Genomic DNA, 20,613 nt, shown 5'->3' with positions numbered 1-20,613 from the left:
CCGCCGGCCGGCGAGGACGTCCGCGGGCCGGCGGGCGGTGCCGGGCTGCTGACAAACCCGCCGGCCGCGGGCCATGATCCGGGGCATGGACGCACAGCCCCTGCCCCTGGAGGGCATCACCGTCGTCGCCGTCGAGCAGGCCGTGTCCGCGCCCTTCGCCACCCGGCAGCTCGCCGACCTGGGCGCCCGGGTCATCAAGGTGGAGCGGATCGACGGCGGCGACTTCGCGCGCGGCTACGACACCGCGGCCCGCGGTCTCGCCTCGCACTTCGTGTGGTGCAACCGCGGCAAGGAGTCCCTCGCGCTGGACCTGAAGGACCCGCGGGGCCTGGACGTCGTACGGCGGCTGGTCGCGGACGCGGACGTGTTCGTGCAGAACCTCGCGCACGGGGCGGCGGCCCGGCTCGGCCTGGACGCGGCCACCCTGTGCGCCGCGCACCCGCGGCTGATCGCCGTGGACATCTCGGGCTACGGCGGCTCGGGGCCGTACGCGGACAAGCGGGCGTACGACATGCTGGTGCAGTGCGAGGCGGGGCTGGTGTCCGTGACCGGGACCCCGGAGCGGCCGGTGAAGGCGGGCATCCCGGCGGCGGACATCGCGGCGGCCATGTACGCGTTCTCCGGGGTGCTGGCCGCGCTCGTGCGGCGCGGGACGACCGGGCGGGGCGGGCCGGTGGAGGTGTCCATGCTGGAGGCGCTCGCCGAGTGGCTGGGGCATCCGCTGCACCACACTATGCACGGGGGCGAGCCGCCCGTCCGGACCGGGCTGGCGCACGCCGTGATCGCGCCGTACGACGCCTATCCGACGGCGGACGGCGGGCGGGTGCTGCTGTCGGTGCAGAACGACCGGGAGTGGCGCCGGCTGGCGGAGCAGGTGCTGGGCCGCCCCGACCTGGCCGCGGACCCGGCGTACGCGACCAACGCGGCGCGGGTGGCGCACCGGGAGCGGACCGACGCCCTGGTCGGCGGGGTGCTGCGGGGGCTGGGCACCGGGGAGGCGCTGGCCCGGCTGGAGCGGGCGGGCATCGCCTGTGCCCGGCTGCGGGACCTCCACGAGCTGGCGGAGCATCCGCAGCTCGCGGCCCGGGAGCGGTGGCGCCGGGTGGGATCGCCGGCCGGGCCGCTGCGGGCGCTGCTGCCTCCCATCACGCTGCCGGGCGGGGACGGGGCACGGATGGGTGACGTGCCCGCGCTCGGGCAGCACACCGGAGCGCTGCTCCGTGCCGTGGGGATGACGGACGACGAGATCGCAGCGCTGCGCCGGGACGGTGTGGCGGCCTGAGCGCGGGTGTCCCGCGCCTCGGCCGTGCCGGTGGCCGGTCGGTGACCCGGCTCCGGCAGCCGGTCAGTGACCGCCGAACAGTGAGCGGCGCAGCCGCCGCAGCGGCGCGAAGAGGGAGACGCGGCTGACCCGCGCGCCCCGGTCGCTGCGCTCGTGCACGGCGGCACGCGCGGTCAGCTCACGCATCAGCGAGGTCGCCTCGACCGTCTCCCGCTGCGGTATGGCGGGACCCGCCAGTACCGACAGATGGCGGTCGAGACGCGAACTGGTCGCGCTGCTTCCGCAGGTGATCGCAGGGACCCTGGCCCTACTGCGCACTGTTATCTGCTCCATGTCACTCCCCACCCGTACGAGTCACCCGGCCCGGGCAGGGTAACCCTATCGCCCCAGTGGGGCGCCCGTGTATCTCGGCCTCAGGATTCACCTTCCCCGCAAGGGGGTTGACCATCCCCGTTCGACTACTCTCCGAATCGAACCGTTTTCAGGGTGAGTTGGACAATCGGCTGACCGGCGGGACGTGCCGGCACGCCGATCGGGCCGGCGATCACGGGGAGTGACGCCGGCCGGCCGCCGGTCCCCTCCGCGATCAAGGGCGTGTCGCCCGCGAGGAGGCTCCGGAAGCGCCGCCCCGCACGGGGGCGCGCCGGCCGGGGCCGGTGCGGGCGCCCGGCGGAGGGCGCGCCGGGACCGCCGAGGGTGACGGCGGCGGCCGTCCGGGGGCGGAAGCGGTCACTCCGGTCCGTCGGCCGCTTTCGCCCGTCGCCGCCGGCCGCACGGGTGCCGGGAGCGGACGGAACGTGGCCCATCTCACGTGCCGGGACCGAGCCGATGCGGGTTCCCGGGCGCGCCCGGCTCGCCGAGGCCTCGGCGGGCGGGGCCTCCCCGTCGTTCCCGGGGTTCTCGGGCCCGCTCCGGGGCCGGGGCGGCGGAGCGGGCCCGCGCGGGTCAGGCGGCGTTGGTGAAGACCGGGAGGTAGCCGCCCGACTGGCCGGACGCCGTCGGGTGGTACGACTCGCCGATGTCGAGCCAGTTCACGCTGTTCAGCCAGGAGTTGGACGAGCAGATCTCGTGACCGGAGAACGTGGTGCGGACGTCGCCGAAGACGAAGTTGTGGGCGGTGGCGCGGGTCTTGATGGTGGCGTCCATGAGGTCGGCGGCGGCGTTGATGGCGGACCGCTTGGTCTCCGAGAGCCCGAGGCACGCCTGGCCGAGCAGGTAGAAGCGGGGGTAGCCGATGACGACCACCCGGGCGGACGGGGCTTTGGCGCTGATCGCGTTGTAGACGGCGTCCAGTTTGCCGGGGAGCGTGCCCGAGACGTACGCCTTCGCGGTGTTGATCCGCGAGAGGCAGGAGCTGTCGGACTGGAGCACACAGGTCGTCATGACGTCGGAGAAGCCGGCGTCGTTGCCGCCGATGCTGATGGACACCAGCGAGGTGGCGGAGTTGAGCGAGCCGAGCTGGCCCGAGAGGACGTCGTCCGTCTTCGCGCCCGAGCAGGCGTTGAAGGCGAAGGAGGAGGGGCTGTGGGCGGCGTTCCACAGGTAGGGGTACGCCTTGGCGCTGCGCTTGCAGTCACCGCTGGAGCTGATGTAGCTGCCGGTGCCGACACCGGAGGAGTAGGAGTCACCGAGCGCCACGTAGCCGCCGGCCGCGGCCGTCGGGGACGCCTGCGCCGAAGCGGCCCCGGTGAGACCGAGGCCGGCGGCGAGGAGGAGCGAGGTGACGAGTCCGGTGAGTCGGGAACGTCTCATGGAGCCTCCCTTTAGCAGGATCGCTGCAGCAACTGTGGTATCAGCTACGCGTGTTGACAGGAAGTGTCCATGCCAAAGTATTCGTCCTCTCGACAACATCAGCCCAAAACGTTCACGGTCCGGCCGGGGCGCGTGCGTACCGCGTCGGTTGACCGGCCGTCGGCCCGCCCCCGCGGCCGGACAGGGGCGGGCCCCGGCCGGCGCGGTCGCGGGCGGGCCGGGGGAACACCCGGGACAGGCGGCGGAAATACCGTGCGCGGAGGGCATCCGTGCCGGATCATGGCGGCATGTCCGCGAACCCGCACGACGCCCTGCCGATCCGGCTCCACGTCGACGACTCCGACTCGCCGTCCGACGTCGTCGACGCGCTGTTCCTCGGCCGGTTCGCGACGGGCGAGCAGCCGTACTCGCACGCCGCGAACATCGACCGCGTGCGTTCGGGCGCGACGCTGCTGCCGGACGGCGCGCGGGTGCTGCGGGTCGCCCGCGACGACGACCGCAGCGCGACCCTCGCCGAGGGGGACGGCTGGACGCTGCTGGTCTCCCGCTGGAACCGGGGCGCGGACGTGACGGTCACCGCGACCACGGCCGAACTGGCCGAGCGGATCCTCGGCCAGGCCACGGACGGCGCGGCCGACGAGCCGGACCCGCAGCCGGAGAACGTGGCGATGGGGTTCTGGTACGTCTCCCCGCGGCGCGGCCCGCACCGCACCACCCGGCAGATCTCGGCGGGCACCTGGGACGAGGTCCGGCCCAACTACACGGCCCCGGTGGCCGAAGCCATGGACCGCCTGATGGGGACGACGCCGGACGACATCGCGGGCCGGCTGCTCCTGCTGCACGGCCCGCCGGGCACCGGCAAGACGTCGGCCCTGCGCACCCTGGCCCGCTCCTGGCGGGACTGGTGCCAGGTGGACTGCGTGCTGGACCCCGAGCGCCTCTTCTCCGACGTCGGCTACCTGATGGACATCGCGATCGGCGAGGACGACGGCGCGGGCAAGGGCCGCTGGCGCCTGCTGCTGCTGGAGGACTGCGACGAGCTGATCCGCGGCGAGGCCCGGCACATGGCGGGCCAGTCCCTGTCCCGGCTGCTGAACCTCACCGACGGCCTGCTCGGCCAGGGCCGCAACGTCCTGGTGGGCGTCACCACCAACGAGGACCTGGAGCGGCTGCACCCGGCCGTGGTCCGCCCCGGCCGCTGTCTGGCCCGCATCGAGGTGGGCCCGCTGACCCGCGAGGAGGCGGTGGGCTGGCTCGGCACCGAGGAGGGCGTCGGCCGGGAGGGCGCGACCCTGGCCGAGCTGTACGCGCTGCGCCGCGGCACGGCGCCGACGTCGGTGCCGGGGGCCCGGGAGGGAGCGGACGCGGGACTGTACCTGTAGTGCTTCCATGGGGGTATGACCCTGCATGTCGGCACGTCGGGGTGGCAGTACAAGGACTGGCGGGGACCCGTCTACCCGGCCGGGGTGCCGGCGCGGCTGTGGCTGGAGGAGTACACCGGGCTGTTCGCGACGGTGGAGCTCAACAACGCGTTCTACCGGCTGCCGTCCTACGACACCTTCGCCTCCTGGCGCGAGCGCGTCCCGCCGGACTTCGTGGTCGCGGTCAAGGCCAGCCGGTACCTCACGCACATCAAGCGCCTGAAGGACCCCGGGGAACCGGTGGACCGCCTGATGACCCACGCGGCCGGCCTCGGTGACCGCCTCGGCCCGGTCCTGCTCCAACTGCCGCCCACGCTGCGCGCCGACCCGCCCCTGCTGGACGCCTGCCTGGCCTGCTTCCCGCCCGGCACCCGGGTCGCCGTGGAGCCGCGGCACGACTCCTGGTGGACCCCGCGGCTGCGGCGGGTGCTGGAGTCCCGGGGCGCGGCCCTGTGCTGGGCGGACGTGCTGGCCCGCCCGGTGGCGCCGTTGTGGCGCACCGCGGGCTGGGGTTACGTCCGCTTCCACCAGGGCCGCGCCCGGCCGTGGCCGCGCTACGGCCGGCGTTCGCTGGAGACCTGGGCGGACCGCGTCGCCACGACGTGGTCCGGCACCGAGGACGTGTACGCGTACTTCAACAACGACCCTGGGGGCGCGGCCGTGGCGGACGCGGTGGAGTTCGCGCGGACGGCGCGGCGGGCGGGCCTGACGGTGACCCGGACCCCGGAGCCCGCCGGACGCGCTCGCGGGTAGGTCTCACTCCCCGTAGGCCGCCCGCAGGGCGTCCCGCACCGCGGCCAGCGCGTCCGCCTCCCCCAGCCCCAGCCGCCGCACCCGCTCCACGTACGCCTGCGCGGCCAGTGACGCCTCGCGCACCGCGGCCGGGCCGGCGGCGGCCACGAACGTGCCGTTGCGCCCGCGCGTCTCGATCACCCCGTCGCCCTCCAGCGCCCGGTACGCCTTGGCCACCGTGTTCACGGCCAGCCCCAGGGACTCGGCCAGGCCGCGCACGGTCGGCAGCCGGTACCCCGCCGGGAGCACCCCGGACCGCGCCTGCTCGGAGATCTGCGCCCGCACCTGCTCGTACGGGGGCGCGCTGTCGTCGATGCGGATCTTCAGGCTCACGGCGCCGATTGTCCCGCACCCGCCGGAAAAGGAGGGGCAGCGGGGCGTTCCCACCCCGTACGGTGCGTCTCCATGACAGTCCTCGTGCGCGATCTGCGCCTCGATGTCCCCGCGGACGCCGAGGGTTTCGCCCGTGTCCGCAGGCTCGCCCTGCCGTACATCCTGTTCACCCCGGAGTCGGTCCGGAGCGCCGTCACGCGCATGCGGCCCGGCGCCCGGTACCGGCCGCTCGTCGCGGAGGAGGACGGCGAGGTGATCGGCACGGCGCAGGTCCACCTGGTGCCCGACGGCAAGGAGCCGGGCCAGGGCTGCCTGAACGTCTACGTCCGCCCGGACCGGACCGGGCGCGGCGCGGGCCGGCTGCTGGTCGAGGCCGCCGAGGAGCACCTGGCGGCCGTGGGCGCGACCAGACTGCTGACGTGGGTCCTGGAGGCGCCGGGCAACCGGGCCTTCGCGGAGCGGCGCGGCTACCGTCCGCGCCGTTCCGCCGACTTCCTCCGGCTCGACCTGGCGCACGCCGGCCTCCCGCCGCTGCCGGGCACCCCGGCCGGCGTCGAACTGCGGACGGCCGCGGACTTCGCGGACGACCCCGGGCCGCTGTTCGAACTGGACGCGGAGACCATGCTGGACGAACCGGGGGACGTGCCGTTCGCGCCCGACGACTACGACGCCTGGCTCACGGAGACCTGGCAGCACCCGCTGCTGGACCGGGAGCTGACCACGGCCGCCTGCGTCGACGGCCGTCCGGTGGCCTTCACCATGGCCTACACCGACGGTGACGGCCGTTACTCCACCGCGATGACCGGTACCGTGCGGGCCCACCGCGGCCGCGGACTGGCCAAGCTCGTCAAGGCACACTCGCTGCACCGGGCCCGGGCGGCCGGTGTCGCCGAGGCTTTCACCGGCAACGACACCGGCAACGACCCGATGATCGCCGTCAACAAGTGGCTCGGGTACGAGGTCTGCGCGACGGAGGTGCGCTATGTCCGCGAACTCGGCTGAGCCGGCGGGCCGGGTGGAGGTCGTCCAGGTCAAGGCGGGCCGTACGAAGATCCGTTACCCGGCGGAGCTGCTCCACGACGACGGCACGAGGATCACCGTGCGCGCCCCGTGGGCGGGCTCGGGGGTGCGCGACTTCGGCTTCGTTCGCTTCGAGCCGGGTGACGTGTTCACCGAGTACTTCTGGCGGGACCGGTGGTACGCGGTGAAGGAGGTGCGCGCCGCGGACGGCTCCGTCAAGGGCTGGTACTGCGACGTCACGCGGCCCGCGGTGGTCCGCTCCCGGACGGACCCGGACGGGGGGACCCTCCCCGGCGCGGAAGTGGTCGTGGAGGACCTCGACCTGGACCTGTGGCGCTCCGCGGACGGGCGGGACGTCCGGCGGCTGGACGAGGACGAGTTCGCCGGCAGCGGGCTCGCCCGGACGGACCCCGGGGCGGCGGCCGCCGCGGTGGCCGCCCTCGACGCCCTGGAGGAGCTGGCCGCCGGCGCGGGCGGTTTCTCGGAGCTGCTGGCCTGACCCCGCCCCGGCGGCGCCCGTCACAGGGTGGCCACCACGGCGTACCGCTCGTCGTCGACCTCCCCGCCCCACAGCGGGGAGTGTCCCGGCAGTCGCTCCACGCGCACGTCGCGGGCCATCGGCTCCAGCAGCGCGGTGAGCCGGCCGGCGGGCACGCCGACCGGGTGGAGGGTCCCCCAGACCCCCTCGACGAGCACGTACCGGCCGGTGGGACGCAGCAGGTCCCGCCAGTGCCGGGTCCGGCAGGGCCCACAGGACGTGCCGCATCAGGACCGCGTCGAAGCGCCGGCCGTCCACCGGCGGGGCGGCGGCGTCCCCGCACAGGACGGTCGCGGTGTGCCCGGCGAGCTTCGCCCGGGCCCGCTCGGCCATCGCCGGTGAGCGGTCGACGCCGGTCACCCGATGTCCCTGCTCGGCGGCGAGGAGTGACAGGCTGCCGGTTCCGCAGCCGAGGTCGAGGACGTCGGCGGGTGGCCCGGGCAGCCAGGCCCGGAGGCGGTCCGCCCAGGCCGCGCGGACCGCGGGGTCGCGCAGGCCGTGGTCCGGTTCGTCGTCGAAGCGGGCGGCCCGCGCGTCCCGGTCCTCTTCCGGGGCGACCGGAAGGCCGTGCGTGTTCCCGCTCGTCATCCCCGGAGCGTGACACACGCCACTGACAGCGCGGACGTGACCGCCGCCACTGACATCCCGCCCTCGATGAGGAACTCTCCCGGACAACGTCTACCTCCGTGGCAACGCGGAACCCGGTAGGCACCGAAGGAGGCAGCCATGCGCCGGACGACCGTGCAGAAGGCCCTGAAGAGGACGGACAGCCGCCGGATCCGCGAGGAGGCCGAGGAACGCCCGCCGGGACGGCCCGAGGTGCGCAAGGACATCGCACGGACGTGGTGGCCCGACGTCTGACGCCGGGTGCCTCAGGTGAGGCGCTTGCGGTAGTGGACGCGGTCGTACGGCCCGTCCACCCGTCGTTCCACGGCCTCGTACCCGTACCTCGGGTAGATCCGCCGGTTCTCCCACATCATCGCGTTCGTGTAGAGCCTGATCTCGCCGAGGCCGCGGGCACGGGCGTGTGCGTCGAGGAAGCGCAGCAGCCGCCGGCCGACGCCCGTGCCGTGGGCCGCGGGTAGCACGGCGATGCTGTCCAGGAAGAGGTGGCCGGGGAACTCCTCGACGACCACGAGTCCCGTGACGGGGTCCCCGGTGACGTACACCTTCCCCGCGGCCACGTCGGCCGCGTGGTCGGCCTCCATGGGCTGCGGCACGACGCCGATGCGCGCGACGTAGGGGCGGTAGGCCGCCTCCGTCACCGCGCGGACGGCCGGCACGTCCGCCGCGCCGGCGGGCCGGATCCGCTCCGCGCGGGCTCCGGTCCGGTCGGTGTCCTCGGTCATGCGCGCACGTTAGTACCTGAGGGCAGTCTGAGCACCTCCTTAAGGGAACCCTAAGGATCTCCTCCACCCGCCGCCGGGAGGGGAATTCCCGGTTCCGCGAGGCTAGTTTGGGATCACCCCCCACGGGATCCGGCGGTGCCGGCGGCCGACCCGGCGCAGGCCGCGGGGAGTTCGGCGGACCCCGCGCGGACGCGGGCGTCCCCGGCACCTCGTGCGCGGCGGTCGTCGGCCACCGCCGGTGCAGGGTTGCGGGGCCCGTCCGGCGGCTCAGGCCGGACGGGCCCCGGCGACGGCGCCCCCTGCCCGACGAGCCACGGATACCGCGTCTGCTCCCTCGACCGCAGCCGGCTCCCCGGCGTACCGCTCTTCCATGGCCTCGGCCCGGTCGGCAAGCGGTCGGCGGAACCCTTTCGGGTGCAAGTCCGGACCCCGGGGTCCCCGCAGTCAGGCGTTCCGGCGGTTCGTGGCCGGCTCGAAGGGGACCGTGTGCCACGTCATGGCCGCCCCGGGCTCCCGGGTACGGCCGGGCCCGGTGGACCGGCCAGGGTGGCGGGGCGCACGGCCCCGGGGCCGAAGCGGCGGCGGGCCCGGTCCGCGGCGGCTTCGGCGGCGCGGGCGCGGTCGTCGCCGGGGTCCAGGGAGAGCTGGCGGTGGGCGGTGCCGGCCGGCAGCAGGTCGTCGGCGCGGACCGCGAAGGAGCGGACGCGCGCCCGCTGGAGCCCGAGGCCGGCCAGCAGTCCGAGGGCCGCCGCGGCGAGGGCGGGTGAGTGATCGGTGGGTTCCGGGAGCGTGCGGGTGCGCGTGGTGGAGCTGCGGTCGGCGTACCGGGCCGTCAGGGTGAGCCGGCCGGCGGTCCGGGCCTCGCCGCGCAGGCGTCCGCCGATCTGGTCGGCGAGCCCCAGGACCGCCTGGTGCTGTCGTGCCGGGTCGAGACAGTCCCGGTCGAACACCACGTCGGCGGCGAGGTGCGCCACCGGTTCGGACGGGGTGACCGGGCGCGGGTCGCGGCCGTGGGCGCGTTCGGACAGCAGCCGTGCCTGGCCGGCGCCGAGGAGGCGTTGCAGGGTCGCCGGGGGCAGGTCGGCGATGTGGCCGATGGTGTGCAGGCCGTACCGGCCGAGGGTGGTCGCCGTGACGCGGCCGATCCCGGGCAGGGCGGTGACCGGCCGCGGGTGCAGCCAGGCGGCGGCCCGTTCGGCGGGGACGCAGGTGGTCTCCCCCGGCGCGGACGCGTCGGCCGCCATGGCCGCCACCATGCGGTTGCCCGCCAGCCCGGCGCTGCTGTCGACGCCGTAGAGGGCCTTCAGCCTGAGCTTCGCCAGCTGCACGACGTCGTAGGGGGAGAGGCCGAAGTACCTGAGCGCCGAGGTCAGGTCGAGCTGGACGGCGTCGGGCGGCACCGCCTGGACGTGCGGCGTGATACCGGACATCAGTTCGATTATGTCGCCGTACTGGTCCTCGGTGAGCGAGGCGTGCAGGTGGAGGTGGGCGATGTAGCGCCGGCGTGTGGTCATCCCGCGCTCCCGGGGCTGGTGTAGCCGAACTTCTTCAGGTCGGCCGAGCGGGTGCCGGCGGGCTGGAGATCGGCGTAGGGGTGGAGGCGCGCGCCGGTGGTGCCGTTGGCCAGGGTGCGCCGCGGCTGGGCCGGGGTCGGGTGCGGGCGGGACTCGCCGAGGAGGGCGAGGGCGGCCTCGGGGCCGTTGTCGCGGCGGGCGGCGGCGATCTCGTCCAGGTCCCAGGCCATGGTGCCGACGACGGTACGGCGGCTGCCGCGCACCTGGACCGTGCCGCGCACCAGCAGCAGGCCGCTGTGGAAGACGGTGTGCGCGCAGGCCGGGTGGGAGTCCTCGAAGAAGGCCAGGTCGACCAGGCCGGAGCCGTCCTCCAGGGTGACGAAGATGATCCGCTTGCCGCTGGCGATCGGCGGTGTCTGGGTCGAGGCCCGTACACCGGCGACGAGCACCTGCCGGCCCGGGCGCACACCGGCCAGGTGGGCCGCGTCGGTCGCGCCGATCTCGCGCAGCAGCCGGTGGTGGTGCTCCATCAGGTGCTTGGAGACGTCGATGCCGAGGGTGCCCAGTTCGGCGCTCAGCGCCTCGCGCCCGGTCATCTCCGGCAGGCCGCTCGGCGTGGTCCCGCCCACGGCGCCCGCGTCGAGGGGCAGTTGGCCCGCGCCCGCGGTCCGGCTGCGGGACTGCCGGTGCAGCTCGGCGATCTGGAGCAGCAGGTCACGCCGGGTGAGCCGGCCGTCGTGCAGGCCGTCCAGGGCGCCGATCCCGGCGAGGCGTTCGGCGGCCGGCCGGCCGGGGCGGGCCCGCTGCCAGAGGTCCGACAGCGATCCGTACGGTTGCCCCGCCTCGATCCGGGCGCATTCCTCCTCGCCGATGCCGTGCACCGCGGACAACGCGAGCCGCACCCCCCACCGGTCTCCGTCGGTCTTCTCCACGGTGTGCTTCACCCGGGAGCGGTTGACGTCGACGGGCAGCACCGGCACACCGCTCCGGCGGGCGTCGGCGACCAGGACCCGCTTGGGCCACATGCCGGGATCGTGTTCGAGGAGGCCCGCCAGCAGGAACGCCGGGTGGTGCGCCTTGAGCCAGGCGCTCTGCAGGGCGGGTACGGCGAAGGCGACCGCGTGGGCACGGCAGAAGCCGTAGGCGCCGAAGGCCTCGACGGTCCTCCAGACCTCCTCCCGGACGGCCGCGCCGTAGCCGCGGGCCCGTGCCTGCCGGTGGAACCAGTCCCTGATCGCGGGCAGCCGCTTCTTGTCGCCGAGCGCCCGCCGGGCGATCTCGGCGAGCGCGCGGTCGCAGCCGGTCAGCACCGAGAGGGTCTCGATGATCTGCTCGTGCCAGATGGTCACGCCGTAGGTGTCGGCGAGCACCGGCTCCAGGTCCGGGTGGGCGTAGGACGGTGTGCCCCCGTGCCGGGCGGCGATGTACCGCTCGGGCATGCCGCCGGCGACCGGGCCGGGGCGGAAGAGACTGATGTCGGCGATGACGTCCTGCGGGTCGCGCGGCTGGAGCCGGGACAGCAGGTCCTGCTGGCCGGGCGACTCGAGCTGGAACAGGCCCAGGGTCCGGCTGTCCTGGATGAGCTTGAACGCGAAGACGTCGTCGAGCGGCACCTGCTCCGGGTCGTCCAGGTCGACGCGGTCACCGGTGGTGCGTTCGATCTCGGCGACGGCGTGGGCCATCGCGGACTGCATCCGGACGCCCAGGACGTCCAGTTTGATGTTGCCCAGCGCCTCGATCTCCTCCTTCGCGGCCATGGCCATGGGGTAGTCGCCCTGCGGGGTGGGCTGCACCGGCAGCCGGTCCAGGAGGGTGGCGTCGCTGATGACCACGCCGCAGGGGTGCATGGCCATGCCGTGGACCAGGGAGTCGAGGCCTTCCGCGAGTTCCCACAGCGGGCCGTAGCGGTGCGCCTCGGCCGCCAGCCCGCGCAGTTCGGGCAGTTCGGCGAGTGCGCCGGTGATGTCGGCGGCGCGCAGGTGCGGGAAGCTCTTGGCGATCCGGTCGACGTCCGCGGGCGCGATGCCGAGGGCCAGGCCGGTGTCGCGCAGTGCCCGGCGGGCCCGGTAGGTCTCGGGCATCGCGGTGACCGCCACCCGCTCCTTGCCGAACCGTTCGAAGATCGCGTCGTAGCACTCCAGGCGCCGGGCGGACTCCACGTCGATGTCGATGTCGGGCAGCGAGGCCCGGCGCACGCTCAGGAAGCGTTCGAACAGCAGGCGGTGGTCGAGCGGGTTGGCGGTGGCGATGTCCAGCGCGTGGCAGACCATCGAGCCGGCACCGGAGCCGCGGGCCGCGACCCGGATGCCCTTGGCCCGGATGTCGGCCACGACCTGGCCGACGGCGAGGAAGTACGAGTCGTAGGACAGCCGTGAGATCACGTCGAGCTCCGCGTCCAGCCGGTCGACCGCCGCCCGGTCGCGGTCGAGGCCGCGCCGGGCCAGGCCCGCCTCGCTCCGCCGGCGCAGCAGCTGCGCGGCTCCCCGCGGTCCGGGGCCGGCGCCGAAGAGCGCCGGTTCCGGGAAGTGCGGCCGGCCCAGCCCGAGGTCCGCAGGGTCGACGGCGCATGCGGCGGCCGTGGCGGCGGTGTCCGCCATCAGACGGCGTGCGCGCCCGGCGTCCGCTCCGGCGCATTCGGCGATCATCCGTGCGAGGACCGTCATCGCCCCCTCGTCCTTGAGCCAGCGCTGCCCGCTGTCGAGGTGGCGCCGGTCGACCGGCCGCAGCAGCCGCGCGGCGTCCAGGACGTCGGCGAGCCGGTGCTGGTCGGGGTCGGCGTAGCGGACCGCGTTGGAGAGGACGGCGGTCGTACCGGTGCGGTCGGCCAGCGCCAGCGTCCGGGCGGCCAGCCGGAGGGACCCGGGCCCGGTGCCGAAACGTTTATGCGCGACGGCCTCCAGCCGGACTCCCCCACCGAAGATCTCCTGCCACGGCGCCAGCAGTCGCTCCGCGACGTCCTCGCGGCCGGCCGCCAGCGCCCACACCGGCTCCGAGACCGGGCCGAGCAGCACGGTCAGGCCGGGCCCGCCGTGTTCGCGCAGGGCCTCCCACGGCACCACCGGCGCCGCGCCGGACACGGCCCCGGCGTGGGCGGCCGAGGTGATGCGGCACAGCCGCGCCCATCCCGCCCGGTCCTGCGCGAGCAGCACGAACCGCAGCGGCGGCTCGCTCACGTGCGCGCCGCCGCGCGCCGGCGTACGGCGGCGCTGGGCGGGCGGCGGCGGGACGAGGGCTTCCACCGCCAGGTCGACACCGAAGACCGGCCGCACCCCGGCCCCCGCACAGGCCCGCGCGAACCGGACGGTCCCGGTGACCGTGTCACGGTCGGTGAGCGCGAGCGCCGTCACGGCCCGCTCGGCCGCCCGCCGGACGAGGTGCTCGGGATGGGCGGCGCCGTAGCGGGCGGAGTAGCCGGACGCGACATGCAGATGGCCGAAACCCGACATGCCACACCTCCACCACTCCACCCCTTTTAGGACATACTCCCGATACGTTCATCGTACGCTCGTTCGATTACTCTAACTCCATCCGCGCCGGTCAGCGACTCCTGTTCGAACACGTCAGCGATTTTCGAAGGGGAAGCGGTGTCCTGAAACCAGCCACGGCCCGGTTCGCCCTTGCCCCGCGGAGCAGTTGGGGGGATCGCCCCCGTGGCGTGCGCCGCGCCTCGGCCGTCCGGCGGTTCGCGGCCGGGCGCTCGAACACCCCGCGCGATCCGAGCGGCACTCTCCGTGCGGGGTCGCGGCACGGCGGAGCCCCCGCACGCGGCGGCGCGTGCGGGGGCTCGGCGGTACCGGTCGTGCGTCCCGGTCAGGGCAGGGTGACGCCGTAGTAGCTCAGCGCCTCGGTCACCGGCTGGAAGAAGGTCGTGCCGCCGGAGCTGCAGTCGCCGCTGCCGCCGGAGGTCAGGCCGTAGGCGGTGGACCCGGCGTAGAGCGGGCCGCCGCTGTCGCCGCCCTCGGCGCAGACCGTGGTCTGGATCAGGCCGGAGACCACGTCGCCGCTGCCGTAGTTGACGGTGGCGTTGAGCGCGGTGACCCGGCCGCTGTGCGTTCCGGTGGTGGACCCGCGCCGGTAGACGGTCGTCCCCACGGACGGGGTGGCCGCGCTGCTGATGGTCTGGCTGCCGACCGCGCTCGGGTGGGCCACCGAGGTGTTGGTGTAGCGGACCAGCGCGAAGTCGTTGCCCGGGAAGCTGTAGCCGACGTTGGTGCCGAGCACCGTGGTCTTGGCGGAGTTGCCGTACCAGGTCGAGACGACCTCGCCGCAGTGGCCGGCGGTCAGGAAGTAGTACGTGCTGCCGCTGTGCACGTTGAAGCCGAGCGAGCAGCGGTAGGAGCCGCCGTAGATCGCGTCGCCGCCGGTGACCAGCTTGCTGAACCTGCCGGGGGTGTGCTTGACGGTGAGGGCGCCCGCGTCGGTGCCCGCCTGCTTCCTGATCTCGGCGATCTGGGCCGGGGACACCGTGCTGTCGACCGTGACCACGACGCGGCTGTGCGCGCCGTCCACCGCCCAGGCCGTGCCGGGGATGTCGGCCTTGAGGACGGAGTCGCTCACCCTGGTGAGCTGGGAGGCGCTGAAGGTGGGGGCGGCGCCGGCGTGCGCGGTGGGGGCGGCGAACGCGGCTGCCGCCAGGAAGCCGGTGGCCACGGCCGTCAGCCGGGTCCGTCTGGTGGCGGTGCTGCGGGGAGTGGTGCGCTTGATCCTCACGTGTCGTTCCCTCCAAGGGGAGTCGGGGGCCCGCGTGGGGTCGGGGCCCGTGAGGCGCAGCCAGGGGGCCGACCGGAATCGAAATTGCATGCCCCTGACAAACACTGGGGGGAATGTTCGAGCGACCGGCCGGTCGGCACAAGGGTGACTTTCGGCCGTTGCCCGTCGTGTCGTTCCGGTCGTGCCGCCGGGGCGGGCGGCTGCCCGCCCCGGCTCCCGGCGCCGGTGACCTCCCGGCGCCGGGGGCACGCCGCCTCAGGCCAGCGCGCGCTCCCCCGCCGCCACCGGGACGTCCAGCGTGTTGCCGGGCGGCGGGAAGGGACAGAGGAAGTGGTCGGCGAAGGCGCACGGCGGGAGCTGGGCGCGGTTGAAGTCGACCGTGGTGCGGCCGTCGGCGTCCGGCGCCGCGGTGTGCAGGAAGCGGAACCGGAAGCTGGAGCCGCCGCTCGTGGCGTCGGCGAACACCGCCCACAGCCGCCCGTCGGCCTGCTGCGCGACCCGCAGCGTCAGCTCCCGCCCGTCGAAGGTGAAGGCGAGTGCGCCGGCGAGCGCGAGCCCGCGTTCACGGCCGTCCGCGTTGCCGACCCGCACCGTGCGCGTGCCGTCGTCGTACGGGGTGAACCGCCCCGGCACCGACCAGCGGGGGTCGTGGGGGGTGGCCTCGATGCCCCGGAAGGCGCGCCGGGCGGCGGAAGCGGGGTCGTACACGCGCACCCCCCAGACGCCCTCGCGCACCAGGACGACCAGCCGCTTCGCGCCCAGCGCGACCCGGGCCCCGGCCTCCGGGCCGGTGTCGGCGGTGAGTTCGGCCGCACCCGAGAGGGGCCGGCCGTCGACGGTCAGCCCGTCGGCCGCGGCGGCGGTGAGCACCACCCCGTCCTCCCGGACCGCCCAGACCCCGGGAAGACCGGGCAGCCGGCCGTCCGGGTGGTCCTCGATCCAGTGCGTGCCGATCAGCGCGAGCGGGCCGTAGGGCGCCGCGACCGACTCCACGCGCTCCTCGTGCCACTGCTTCCAGGTGTCCGGCGCGTCGAGTGCGTCCGTCGTCATGACATCGGTTCCTTTCCCAGAGGTCCGGGGTTCCGTGCGGTCCCCCCGGTCACGGTGCAGCGGGGCGCGGGCCGGGCGGAGTCCCAGGTGCTCGCGCAGGGTGCTGCCGGGGTAGAAGGTGCGGAAGCGGCCGCGGTGCTGGAGCACCGCCACCGTGCCGTTGACCAGCCGTTCCAGATCGCGGCGCGGCCGGACGGGAACGAGGTGGAAGCCGTCGGTGACACCGTCGGCGTGCCAGGCGGCCACCAGCTCCGCGAGGTCGACCGGGCCGCCCCGGTACAGCGGGCCCCGCGGGGTGGGGCGGGGGCCGCCGCCGTGCCCGCGCTCGGCCGCGCACTCGCCGTCGCCGAGGTCCACCAGCAGGCTCACCAGGACCCGCAGCGCGTCCGGATCCCGCCCGTACGCACCGGCCTCCCGCCGCAGCCGGTCCCGCGCGTCGGCGGCCTGCGCCGGAGCGGCGGCGCGCACCAGGGCCACGTCCGCGTACCGGGCGGCGACCGTGCGAGCGCGGGCGCCGGTGGCGTCGACCACGCGCACCGGACGGCCCTGCGGCGGCCGGGACGCGGGCGGCGGGTCCAGGACCGGGAGGGCGGTGCCGGCGGGTCCGCCGCCGGTAAGGGCGGTGCCGGTGGCGGCGGTTCGGTGCGCCCGGCCCCGGCCCGGGAGGTCCCCGGCAGCCGCCTCCCGGATCCCGGCGTCCGCCTCCCGGATTCCGGCGTCCGCGTCCCGGTCCCCGGCGCCGTCCGCCGACGGCACGGCCGCGCCCGCGCCCGCCTCCGGCCGGCGGCCGGACGGCCCGGTCTCCTCCTCCTCGCCGGCCTGCCCGTCGGCGCGCCAGCCGGCCCGGCCCCGGCTGATCCGGTCCAGGGCGGCCACGGCGGCCCGCGCCCGGACCGGCTCGATGTGCGGGGCGACCGTCGGCACCAGCCCGATCCGCCGGGTGGCGGACACCACCCGGCTCAGCGCACCGAGCGCGTCGGGGCCGGGCCGGGCGAACGAGCCGTCCAGCGTCACGAAGTCCAGCCCTCCCCGTTCGGCGAGGCGCGCCAAGTCGACGTACGCCCCGCCGTCGGGGGGCCCGGGCCCGTCGAGGCAGGCGGCCAGGTGCAGCAGCCCGCTCATGTCCGCCGCCCCCGTGCTCCCGTGTCCCGTAACGGCCCGCTCCCCCGCCACGGCGGGCCGCCACCGCACCGCCACGCACCCCGGCCGCCGGACCCACCGCACCGCCACGCGCCCCGGCCGCCGGACCCGCCGCGCACCGGGGCCGCGGCCGCCGCGCCCCTCACAGCACCTTCGCCAGGAAGGCCCGGGTCCGCTCCTCGCGCGGCGCGCCCAGCACCTCCTCCGGCGGCCCCTGCTCCACGATCCGCCCGTCGGCCATGAACACCACGGTGTCGGCGATCTCCCGGGCGAACGCGATCTCGTGCGTGACGACGATCATCGTCGTGCCCTGCGCGGCCAGGTCCCGGATGACGTCCAGCACCTCCCCCACCAGCTCGGGGTCGAGCGCGGACGTCGGCTCATCGAACAGCAGCAGCTTCGGTTCCAGCGCGAGCGCCCGGGCGATCGCGACCCGCTGCTGCTGGCCGCCGGACAGTTGCCGGGGGTAGGCGCCGGCCCGGTCGGCGAGCCCCACCCGGGCGAGCAGCCGGTGCGCGTGTTCCACGGCCTCGGCCCGGGGCCGCTTCAGCGCGGACACCGGCGCCTCGACGATGTTGTCGAGGACGGTGAGGTGCGGGAAGAGGTGGAAGTTCTGGAAGACGAAGCCGATGCGGGTGCGCTGCCGCAGCACCTGGCGCTCGGGCAGCTCGTACAGCTTGTCGCCGGACCGCCGGTACCCCATCAGCGCGCCGTCCACGCTGATCTCGCCCCGGTCCACCTTCTCCAGGTGGTTGACGGTGCGCAGCAGCGTGGACTTGCCGGAGCCGGAGGGGCCGAGCACGACGGTGACCTCACCGGCGCGCACCTGGAGGTCGACGCCCCTGAGGACGTCGAGCGGGCCGAAGCTCTTGTGCACGGACCGGATGTCGACCATGACGCTCATCGCGCGGGTTCCTTTACATGTGAGGCGCTCAGGAAGGACAGCACCGCCCGGGCGGCCGCGTCGTTCTGCCGGAACGCGAGGCCGCCGGTGCGCGGGCGGGTGAACGCGCCGGGGGTGCGGGCGTCGGTGAACGGGCCGAGGGCGAAGCGCCGCGGGTGCGGCCGCCCGGCGCGGTCGAGGATCCGGCCGTCGCCGGGGTCGACCCGGAGCAGCCCGTCGGGGGTCTCGGTGGCGCCGTCGGCGTGCAGTTCGCGCAGCAGGTCGTCGCGGGTCCGGCCGAGGGTCGGCTCGGGCAGCCGGGCCTCCACCAGCGCGCGGGCCTCGACGGCGTGGCCCGGCACGGTGGGGCTGGTGGCCCGGAACACCCCGTCCCCGGCGGTGACGGCCATGTCGGCGCCGACGAACCGCAGGACGCCGGCCCGGGACAGCGCGAGCATCTGCCGCAGCCGGGGCCCGGGCGGGCCGGACGCCAGGTAGCTGAAGAACCCGTGCCACCGGGTCCCGGTCTCCGCGAGCCGCGTCAACTGCCCGTAGACGGAGAGCAGCGCGAGGAAGACGGCCAGGTCGGGGCTGTGCGCGGGATCGTGACGGCGTCTGAGGTCGGCCTCGATGTACGACCGGAGCCCGTGCTGGAGTTCGTCGTGCCCGGCGTAGCGCACCCCGTCCAGCGGGCGGTCGAGCGCGGCCAGGTCGAGCCGGTCGGCCGGGTCGGGCACGGCCGCGGCGACCAGTGCCCGCAGCTCGGCCGGGCCGTCGGCCGCCGCGTACTTCTCCTCGAAGTCGGCCCAGGCCATCGCCGTCCGGCCGGGGTGGGCGGTGAAGAGCCGGTGGTAGTGGGCGAAGCCCAGCTCCTTCTCGGCCAGCGGCCACACGTCGCGCCGGAAGTCGAAGCCCCCGGGCCGGGCCAGCAGGCCGTCGATCTCGGCGGGGCCGAGGAAGCGGGGCAGCGGCGGTCGCTCGCCGGTCCAGTCGTAGCCGATCTTCGAGTGGTACGGCACTCCGCGCCGCGAGCCGACGTACAGCACCGGCTCCCGCCCCGAGGGGAGGTACCGGCCGTCCTCGTAGCGCCCGCCGCGGCCCTCGGTGAGCAGCACCATCAGGTCGACGAAGGCCAGTCCGAAGCCGCGGACGAGGACGGGTTCGCCGGCCTCCAGCGCGGAGAGGTCGCTGTCGGCGGTGAAGTCGGGCGGCAGGTGCACCAGGCCGTGCTCGCGGGCGTGGGCGGCCAACCCGGCCTGCTCGGCGTCCGGTTCGGCGTCCAGGTGGCCCACGGTGAGGATCACCAGGTCGGCGAGGAGCGGGCGCGGGCGGCCCTCCAGCCACACCTGCTGGCGGCCCTCGCGCGGGCCGCCGACCCGCAGGGCGCGCCGCGGGTGGTGGTGGACGGTGACGTTCGGGGGCAGCTCGGCCAGCGCCCGCTCGTACACCCAGCGCAGGTAGCGGCCCTGCACCTGCCGGTCCGCGAAGGTGCGGCCGTCCAGCCCGGCCCACTGGTGCAGGGTGGGGCCCTCGCGCACCGGGCCGGCCATGGTCACCGTCTCGTCGGTGAACATGGTGACGTCCTCGGCGTGCGAGTTCATCCACAGCAGCGGCGACTGCTCCTGCCGCCAGATGCGTCCGCCGCCCGGCGGATGGGGGTCGACCAGGTGGATGTCGAGGCCCGGACCGGCGTACAGCCCGGGCGCGTTGGCGGCGAGGCGTTCCAGGACACCGGTCCCCCGCGGCCCGGCTCCCACGATCACCAGTTGCGCCCTCATCGGGCGTTCCCCGTGCCGCGCGCGTAGTGCTTCTCGACGAAGACCTGGCCGACGCCGAGCAGGGAGGTGACGACGGCGTACCAGAGGGTGGCGACCATCAGCAGCGGGATCACCTGGTACGTGCGGTGGTAGACCAACTGGGTGGAGAACAGCAGGTCGTTCACGGCGATGATGCTGACGATCGAGGTGCCCTTGAGGGTGCCGATCAGCATGTTGCCGGCGGGCGGCACGATGGCGCGCATGGCCTGCGGCAGCACGATCCGCCACCAGCGCCGCCACCGGCTCAGGCCGAGCGCCTGGGCGGCCTCGATCTGTCCCCGGTCGACGGAGAGGATGCCGCCCCGGACGACCTCGGCGGCGTAGGCGGCCTCGTGCAGGGTGAGGCCGATGACGGCGACGGCGACCGGGCTGAGCAGGTCGACGGTCCGCACGCCGAGCACCTGCGGGTACAGCGCCCCGATGTTGAACCAGAGCAGGAGCTGGACCAGGATCGGTATGGAACGGAACAGCCACACGTACCCCCAGCCGACCGCGCGCAGCACGGGGTTGGCGGAGAGCCGGAAGGCGGCGAGCAGGGTGCCGAGGGCGAAGCCGAGGACCATCACCACTGCGGTCAGCCACAGGGTGAGCCACAGTCCGCGCAGGACCGAGTCCGAGGTGAAGTAGTCGGCGACGACGTCCCATTGGAACGCCTCGTTGCGCAGGACGGAGTTGACGGCGAGGCCGAGCAGCACGAGGACGGCGACGGCCGCCGCCCACTGGCCATAGCGGCGCTGCGGGACGATCCGCGAGACGTCCGCGGGGCCGGAGGTCCCGGCCGCGGCGGGGCTCTTGGCGAGGGTGTCGGATGACATGCGAGGGCTCCGTGACGGTGGGGGTCCCCTGGTTCGGACGGAGCCGGGGCCGGGGACGGTCGTCGATACGGGGTGGTGCCTTCACACGGGGCGCGCCTGGCGGCGCGGGCACGGCCGAGCCCCTCAGCAGGGCCGTGCACAGAGAGTACGGGGGCGTTTCCCCACGCTGTCAAGGCTGTCCGTACTGTGAGCCGTAC

General features: G+C 75.1%; 17 protein-coding genes and 2 pseudogenes. 6 read left to right on the top strand and 13 right to left on the bottom strand.

Annotated elements, in window-relative coordinates:
- Positions 1-85: 85 nt before the first annotated feature.
- Entirely contained in the window at positions 86-1,282 is a 1,197-nt protein-coding gene (locus ACZ4K2_RS11770; protein WP_467472951.1) for a CaiB/BaiF CoA transferase family protein, read from the top strand.
- 63 nt (positions 1,283-1,345) lie between these two features.
- Here ACZ4K2_RS11770 and ACZ4K2_RS11765 read toward each other — a convergent pair whose 3' ends face one another.
- Together ACZ4K2_RS11765 and ACZ4K2_RS11760 are read right to left on the bottom strand one after the other, a co-directional pair.
- The gene (locus ACZ4K2_RS11765; RefSeq protein WP_467472950.1) at positions 1,346-1,615 is read right to left on the bottom strand and encodes a hypothetical protein; all 270 of its coding nucleotides are present in this window, start codon (positions 1,613-1,615) and stop codon (positions 1,346-1,348) included.
- 612 nt (positions 1,616-2,227) lie between these two features.
- Complete coding sequence (locus ACZ4K2_RS11760) at positions 2,228-3,034, bottom strand: SGNH/GDSL hydrolase family protein (protein WP_467472948.1); 807 nt, start codon at positions 3,032-3,034, stop codon at positions 2,228-2,230.
- A gap of 287 nt (positions 3,035-3,321) precedes the next feature.
- Here ACZ4K2_RS11760 and ACZ4K2_RS11755 point away from each other — a divergent pair, with 287 nt between their 5' ends.
- Together ACZ4K2_RS11755 and ACZ4K2_RS11750 are read left to right on the top strand one after the other, a co-directional pair.
- Positions 3,322-4,416, top strand: a complete 1,095-nt coding sequence (locus ACZ4K2_RS11755; protein ID WP_467472946.1) for a DUF5925 domain-containing protein — start codon at positions 3,322-3,324, stop codon at positions 4,414-4,416.
- A 15-nt stretch (positions 4,417-4,431) separates the two neighbouring features.
- Entirely contained in the window at positions 4,432-5,208 is a 777-nt protein-coding gene (locus tag ACZ4K2_RS11750) for a DUF72 domain-containing protein (RefSeq protein ID WP_467472944.1), read from the top strand.
- A 3-nt stretch (positions 5,209-5,211) separates the two neighbouring features.
- Here the strand turns inward: ACZ4K2_RS11750 and ACZ4K2_RS11745 are convergent, their stop codons facing one another.
- Positions 5,212-5,580, bottom strand: coding sequence for a GntR family transcriptional regulator (locus tag ACZ4K2_RS11745; RefSeq protein ID WP_467472943.1), 369 nt, complete (start codon positions 5,578-5,580; stop codon positions 5,212-5,214).
- A 72-nt stretch (positions 5,581-5,652) separates the two neighbouring features.
- On the opposite strand from ACZ4K2_RS11745, the gene ACZ4K2_RS11740 reads away from it, so the two are divergent.
- Together ACZ4K2_RS11740 and ACZ4K2_RS11735 are read left to right on the top strand one after the other, a co-directional pair.
- Entirely contained in the window at positions 5,653-6,582 is a 930-nt protein-coding gene (locus tag ACZ4K2_RS11740) for a GNAT family N-acetyltransferase (RefSeq protein ID WP_467472940.1), read from the top strand.
- Entirely contained in the window at positions 6,563-7,099 is a 537-nt protein-coding gene (locus tag ACZ4K2_RS11735) for a ribonuclease FAU-1 family protein (protein WP_467472938.1), read from the top strand. Before ACZ4K2_RS11740 ends, ACZ4K2_RS11735 begins: the two co-directional genes overlap by 20 nt.
- Before the next feature lie 20 nt (positions 7,100-7,119).
- Here the strand turns inward: ACZ4K2_RS11735 and ACZ4K2_RS11730 are convergent.
- A pseudogene (locus tag ACZ4K2_RS11730) lies at positions 7,120-7,726 on the bottom strand (class I SAM-dependent methyltransferase).
- A 138-nt stretch (positions 7,727-7,864) separates the two neighbouring features.
- Between ACZ4K2_RS11730 and ACZ4K2_RS11725 the strand changes: the two are divergent.
- A complete protein-coding gene (locus ACZ4K2_RS11725; protein WP_467472937.1) occupies positions 7,865-7,999 on the top strand; it encodes a hypothetical protein in 135 nt (44 codons plus the stop codon).
- Between the two features lie 11 nt (positions 8,000-8,010).
- On the opposite strand, the gene ACZ4K2_RS11720 is transcribed toward ACZ4K2_RS11725, so the two are convergent.
- The 9 genes and pseudogenes from ACZ4K2_RS11720 to ACZ4K2_RS11680 all read right to left on the bottom strand — a co-directional run bounded on the left by ACZ4K2_RS11720 (position 8,011) and on the right by ACZ4K2_RS11680 (position 20,416).
- On the bottom strand, positions 8,011-8,487 hold the full coding sequence (locus ACZ4K2_RS11720; protein ID WP_467472935.1) for a GNAT family N-acetyltransferase: 477 nt from the start codon (positions 8,485-8,487) through the stop codon (positions 8,011-8,013).
- Between the two features lie 494 nt (positions 8,488-8,981).
- Complete coding sequence (locus ACZ4K2_RS11715) at positions 8,982-10,001, bottom strand: DNA polymerase Y family protein (protein WP_467472933.1); 1,020 nt, start codon at positions 9,999-10,001, stop codon at positions 8,982-8,984.
- Positions 9,998-13,447: a DNA polymerase III subunit alpha gene (locus ACZ4K2_RS11710; protein ID WP_467472931.1), complete on the bottom strand. Its 3,450-nt coding sequence runs from the start codon at positions 13,445-13,447 to the stop codon at positions 9,998-10,000. The genes ACZ4K2_RS11715 and ACZ4K2_RS11710 overlap by 4 nt, the downstream gene beginning before the upstream one ends.
- 364 nt (positions 13,448-13,811) lie before the next feature.
- Positions 13,812-14,711 carry a S1 family peptidase gene (locus ACZ4K2_RS11705; protein ID WP_467472929.1) on the bottom strand — a complete coding sequence of 300 codons (900 nt, stop codon included), beginning with the start codon at positions 14,709-14,711 and terminating at the stop codon, positions 13,812-13,814.
- A 255-nt stretch (positions 14,712-14,966) separates the two neighbouring features.
- A complete protein-coding gene (locus ACZ4K2_RS11700; RefSeq protein WP_467473465.1) occupies positions 14,967-15,761 on the bottom strand; it encodes a DUF1684 domain-containing protein in 795 nt (264 codons plus the stop codon).
- A gap of 378 nt (positions 15,762-16,139) precedes the next feature.
- Positions 16,140-16,883, bottom strand: a pseudogene (locus tag ACZ4K2_RS11695) (LLM class flavin-dependent oxidoreductase); the annotation flags it as partial.
- A 160-nt stretch (positions 16,884-17,043) separates the two neighbouring features.
- Complete coding sequence (locus tag ACZ4K2_RS11690; RefSeq protein ID WP_467472927.1) at positions 17,044-17,805, bottom strand: amino acid ABC transporter ATP-binding protein; 762 nt, start codon at positions 17,803-17,805, stop codon at positions 17,044-17,046.
- A complete protein-coding gene (locus tag ACZ4K2_RS11685) occupies positions 17,802-19,562 on the bottom strand; it encodes an FAD/NAD(P)-binding protein (RefSeq protein ID WP_467472926.1) in 1,761 nt (586 codons plus the stop codon). Before ACZ4K2_RS11685 ends, ACZ4K2_RS11690 begins: the two co-directional genes overlap by 4 nt.
- Entirely contained in the window at positions 19,559-20,416 is an 858-nt protein-coding gene (locus tag ACZ4K2_RS11680; RefSeq protein ID WP_467472924.1) for an amino acid ABC transporter permease, read from the bottom strand. The genes ACZ4K2_RS11685 and ACZ4K2_RS11680 overlap by 4 nt, the downstream gene beginning before the upstream one ends.
- Between the last annotated feature and the right edge of the window lie 197 nt (positions 20,417-20,613).

It is taken from the genome of Streptomyces sp. NPDC025833 (genome assembly GCF_055558055.1).
The sequence above is the reverse complement of the archived record's forward strand: the minus strand, read 5'-3'. Positions and strand labels throughout refer to the sequence as shown.

What these genes read in the sequence shown, in the direction of transcription:
- ACZ4K2_RS11770 (WP_467472951.1), top strand. Translation starts at nt 86, where the DNA reads ATGGACGCACAGCCCCTGCCCCTGGAGGGCATCACCGTCGTCGCCGTC.
- ACZ4K2_RS11765 (WP_467472950.1), bottom strand. Translation starts at nt 1,615, where the DNA reads ATGGAGCAGATAACAGTGCGCAGTAGGGCCAGGGTCCCTGCGATCACC.
- ACZ4K2_RS11760 (WP_467472948.1), bottom strand. Translation starts at nt 3,034, where the DNA reads ATGAGACGTTCCCGACTCACCGGACTCGTCACCTCGCTCCTCCTCGCC.
- ACZ4K2_RS11755 (WP_467472946.1), top strand. Translation starts at nt 3,322, where the DNA reads ATGTCCGCGAACCCGCACGACGCCCTGCCGATCCGGCTCCACGTCGAC.
- ACZ4K2_RS11750 (WP_467472944.1), top strand. Translation starts at nt 4,432, where the DNA reads ATGACCCTGCATGTCGGCACGTCGGGGTGGCAGTACAAGGACTGGCGG.
- ACZ4K2_RS11740 (WP_467472940.1), top strand. Translation starts at nt 5,653, where the DNA reads ATGACAGTCCTCGTGCGCGATCTGCGCCTCGATGTCCCCGCGGACGCC.
- ACZ4K2_RS11735 (WP_467472938.1), top strand. Translation starts at nt 6,563, where the DNA reads ATGTCCGCGAACTCGGCTGAGCCGGCGGGCCGGGTGGAGGTCGTCCAG.
- ACZ4K2_RS11725 (WP_467472937.1), top strand. Translation starts at nt 7,865, where the DNA reads ATGCGCCGGACGACCGTGCAGAAGGCCCTGAAGAGGACGGACAGCCGC.
- ACZ4K2_RS11720 (WP_467472935.1), bottom strand. Translation starts at nt 8,487, where the DNA reads ATGACCGAGGACACCGACCGGACCGGAGCCCGCGCGGAGCGGATCCGG.
- ACZ4K2_RS11715 (WP_467472933.1), bottom strand. Translation starts at nt 10,001, where the DNA reads ATGACCACACGCCGGCGCTACATCGCCCACCTCCACCTGCACGCCTCG.
- ACZ4K2_RS11710 (WP_467472931.1), bottom strand. Translation starts at nt 13,447, where the DNA reads ATGTCGGGTTTCGGCCATCTGCATGTCGCGTCCGGCTACTCCGCCCGC.
- ACZ4K2_RS11700 (WP_467473465.1), bottom strand. Translation starts at nt 15,761, where the DNA reads ATGACGACGGACGCACTCGACGCGCCGGACACCTGGAAGCAGTGGCAC.
- ACZ4K2_RS11690 (WP_467472927.1), bottom strand. Translation starts at nt 17,805, where the DNA reads ATGAGCGTCATGGTCGACATCCGGTCCGTGCACAAGAGCTTCGGCCCG.
- ACZ4K2_RS11685 (WP_467472926.1), bottom strand. Translation starts at nt 19,562, where the DNA reads ATGAGGGCGCAACTGGTGATCGTGGGAGCCGGGCCGCGGGGGACCGGT.
- ACZ4K2_RS11680 (WP_467472924.1), bottom strand. Translation starts at nt 20,416, where the DNA reads ATGTCATCCGACACCCTCGCCAAGAGCCCCGCCGCGGCCGGGACCTCC.